Annotated in this window: 3 protein-coding genes; 2 read left to right on the forward strand and 1 reads right to left on the reverse strand. The window is 71.3% G+C overall.

The genetic code is table 11. The features are described 5' to 3' along the window. On the reverse strand, positions 1-1,427 hold a 1,427-nt coding region (locus ACIY1X_RS25515; protein WP_399686246.1), incomplete at its 3' end, for an FAD-dependent monooxygenase. A gap of 97 nt (positions 1,428-1,524) precedes the next feature. Here ACIY1X_RS25515 and ACIY1X_RS25520 point away from each other — a divergent pair. Both ACIY1X_RS25520 and ACIY1X_RS25525 read left to right on the forward strand, forming a co-directional pair. Next, positions 1,525-2,424 carry a LysR family transcriptional regulator gene (locus tag ACIY1X_RS25520; protein ID WP_399686249.1) on the forward strand — a complete coding sequence of 300 codons (900 nt, stop codon included), beginning with the start codon at positions 1,525-1,527 and terminating at the stop codon, positions 2,422-2,424. Positions 2,425-2,596: 172 nt separating this feature from the next. After that, positions 2,597-3,553 (forward strand): tripartite tricarboxylate transporter substrate binding protein, encoded by a 957-nt coding sequence (locus ACIY1X_RS25525; protein ID WP_399686251.1) that lies wholly within the window; start codon positions 2,597-2,599, stop codon positions 3,551-3,553. Positions 3,554-3,556 lie beyond the last annotated feature (3 nt).

Consider the following 3,556-nt stretch of genomic DNA (forward strand, 5'->3'; position numbering starts at 1 on the left):
TCCACCTTCTCCTGTTCCGCGCCGAAGGCCAGCAGGGTGAAGCTCCCCTGGAGCCGCTGGTAGACATTGGCGCCCGAAGACAGCCTCGCCGGCGCCAGGTGATGCCCGGGGCGGGCCTGGAAGGCGTGCGAGCCGACCGCGCTGCCGCCCGTCCCACGGCCGTCGGGGCACGGCGCCACCACCGGCGAGCCTTCGTAGTTCGGCTCGAAGGCATGCACCTCGCCCACGGCGCCTTCGCTGCGCGCGCGCCATGCCGCCTCGAAGGCGGGACGGTCGCGCCCGGGGTCGAACGCATGCAGGAACTGCCGGTCGGTCTCGATCGACCGGGCGATGAAGTCGCGCGCGGTCGATTCGAAGACCGGCCTGCGCTCCCGGTCGTACGAGTCCAGCAACGCCTCGCCGCCCCAGCCCTGCAGCACCGCGGCCAGCTTCCAGCCCAGGTTGCGCGCGTCCTCGAAGCCGGTGTTGACGCCGTAGCCGCCGTAGGGCGGGTGGCTGTGCGCCGCGTCGCCGGCGACGAACACCCGCCCCGCCCGGTAGGTGTCGGCGATGGCGAAGCGCAGGTCCCAGAAGCCGACGTGCTCGAACTCGACGTCGAACTCCGCGCCGACGGCTTCGTGCAGGTAGCGGCGGAAGTCGAAGTTGTCGCGCGTGGTGCCCGGCGGGACGGGCGCATGGAAGAACCAGGTGCTGCCCAGGTCCACCCGCCCGAAGAACTTCCAGTAGCCGTCCAGTTCCGGCTGCAGCACGTTGTAGTAGGACTTGCCGGGGTAGCGCGCCAGCAGCTCGTGCAGCCCGCGCGAGCGGAACACCAGCAGCACCATCATCCGGTCGTGGTCCGACAGCGTCTGCGTGATGCCGGCCTGCGTGCGCACCAGCGAGCGGCTGCCGTCGCAGCCCACCAGCCAGTCCGCGCGCAGCGTCCGCGCGGCCCCGCCGCCGCGCTCGGCCACGGTCAGCGTCACGTGGTCGTCGGCCGGCGCCACCGCCGTCGCCTCCCAGCCGTAGAGCACCTGCACCGAAGGCAGCTCGGCCACGCGCGCGCGCAGCACCGCCTCGGTGGCGTACTGCGGCAGCCGCTCGTTGGCGGTGAAGTAGTAGGGGCGCACCAGGTCGCGCTGCAGCCAGTCGTAGTGGTAGGGGCCGAGCAGCGAGCCGTAGGCGGTCAGGCCGCCGATGCCGTACTCCGGGGGAATGGTGCGCGCCGCGCGCAGCGCCTGCTCCGCGCCCCAGAAATGGAAGTGCTCCATGGTCCGCTGCGTCAGGTTCTGGCCCTTGGGGATGGGCTGCGGCTCGGGGTACCGCTCGACCAGCGTGCAGCGGATGCCGCGCTGCCCCAGCTCGATGGCCAGCCCCATGCCCACCGGCCCGCCGCCGACGATGGCGACCTGGCAGTCCCGGCCCCGCGAAATCTCCTGCTTCGACATGCTGCGTGCTCTCTCTTTTTCCGTGGATCCGGAAATTAGGCACCAGGCCGATGCATCAGGCAAATTTAGCTATGACATGAACTGATAATGACACCATATGAATCTCTCGACGCGCCAGATCCGGGCCTTCCTGCACGTCGCCCGCGCCGGAAGCTTCACGCGCGCGGCCGAGCGGGTGCACATGACGCAGGCGGGCCTGAGCATCCTCGTGCGCGAGGTGGAGCGGCAGCTGGGCGCGCGCCTGTTCGACCGCACCACGCGCGCGGTGGTGCTGACCGAGGCGGGCCGGCGCTTCGCCGTCGTCGCCGAGTCCGTCCTGGCGCAACTGGACGACGCCACGGCCGAGATGGACGCGATGGGCAAGCAGACGCGCCAGCAGTTGCGCATCGCGGCCACGCCGCTGGTGTCGTCCCATCTGCTGCCGCACATGCTGGCGCGCTTCCGCGACGACCATCCCGGCGTCAGGATCCAGCTGCTGGACGACAACCTGGGCGGCGTGCAGGAGGCGGTGGAGTCGGGCGCGGCGGACATCGGGCTGGGCTTCTTCTTCAAGGCCAGCGCCGGGCTGGTGCGCCGCCAGATCGCGCAGTTCCCGCTGATGCGGGTCTCGCCCGCCGACACGCCGCCCACGGGGCTGGGGCGCGCGAGCTGGGCCTCGCTGCGCTCGGCGCGCCTGATCACGCTGCCCGCGGACAACCCGATCCAGCGCGCCGTCGACCTGCACCTGCACAAGCTCGGCGTGGCGCAGGAGAGCAGCCAGCCGGTGAGCTTCATCGCCACCATGATCTCGATGGTGGAGGCGGGCTTCGGCGTGGCCGTCATGCCGACCTTCGCCGTGGCCGCCTGCCGGCGCCACAGCGTCCAGATCGACCTGCTGGGCAGCCCGCAGATGAAGCTGGGCTTCTACCGGATCGCGCGCCGCGGCGCGGCCCAGACCCAGGCGATGAAGGATTTCGACGAGGTGCTGTCGGAAGACCTGCCGCGGATGTCGCGCTGACGCCGTCCTGCGGTGCCCATATGGAACTCATATGAATTCATGTGATTCCTGAATTTCTCTTTGTCCGCGCGTCGATGGCCTAATGCCATCGTTCGAGGCGCCATGCCTTGATGCAGCGCAGACACCTGCAGCCGGACGGGCCGGCGGAAGGAGACAAGAGGTGAGATTCGGAATGCTTCGTTGGATGTCGATCTTCGCGGCCGGCTGCGCCATGGCCGCGTCCGCGTGGGCCTGGCCGGACCGGCCGATCACGCTGGTCGTGCCCTACACGCCGGGCACGGGCATCGACCTGGTGGCGCGCCAGCTGTCGGCGCGCCTGCCGCAGGTGCTGGGCCAGCCGGTGGTCGTCGACAACGTGCCGGGCGCCAGCGGCAACATCGGCAGCGAGCGCGTGGCGCGCGCCGCGCCCGACGGCTACACGCTGCTGGTGCAGGTCAGCACGCTGGTGATGAACAAGAGCCTGTACAAGTCGCTGCCCTACGACCCGGTCAACGACTTCGCGCCGGTGGCGCAGACCTCCTGGGGCACGCTGCTCCTGGTGCGCAACCCGTCGGCGCAGAAGGCGGCCACCGTCCCGGCGCTGGTCGCCGAGGCCAAGGCCCGCCCCGGCGCGCTGACCTACGGCACGCCCGGGGTCGGCACGCCGCACCACCTGGCGATGGCGCTGCTGACGCAGAAGGCCGGCATCGAGATGCTGCACGTGCCCTTCAAGGGCACGGCCGGCGCCGTCACCGACCTGCTGGGCGGCCGCCTGGACTTCATGTTCCTGCCCGTCCACGTGGCGCTGCCGCACATCAGGGCGGGCAAGCTGCAGGCGCTGGCCGCGGGCAGCGACCAGCGCGTGCCGCAGCTGCCCGACGTGCCGACGCTGGCCGAGGCCGGCATCGACACCGGCAGCGTCGACATGTGGTACGGCGTGCTCGCGCCCAAGGGCACGCCGCCGGCGATCGTCGAGCGCCTGAACGGCGCGATCGCCGGCATCCTGCGCCAGCCGGACGTGGCGGCCGCCTTCGAGACGCAGGGCATGGTGCCCGCCGTCTCCAGCCCCGGCGACTTCGCCCGCCTGGTGGCCAAGGACGCCGCGCGCTGGGCCGAGGTGGTGAAGAAGGGCGGCATCACGGCCGACTAGGGC

Origin of the sequence: Xenophilus sp. (assembly GCF_044462705.1) — a bacterium.
In the GTDB taxonomy this organism is placed as follows: domain Bacteria; phylum Pseudomonadota; class Gammaproteobacteria; order Burkholderiales; family Burkholderiaceae_C; genus Xenophilus; species Xenophilus azovorans.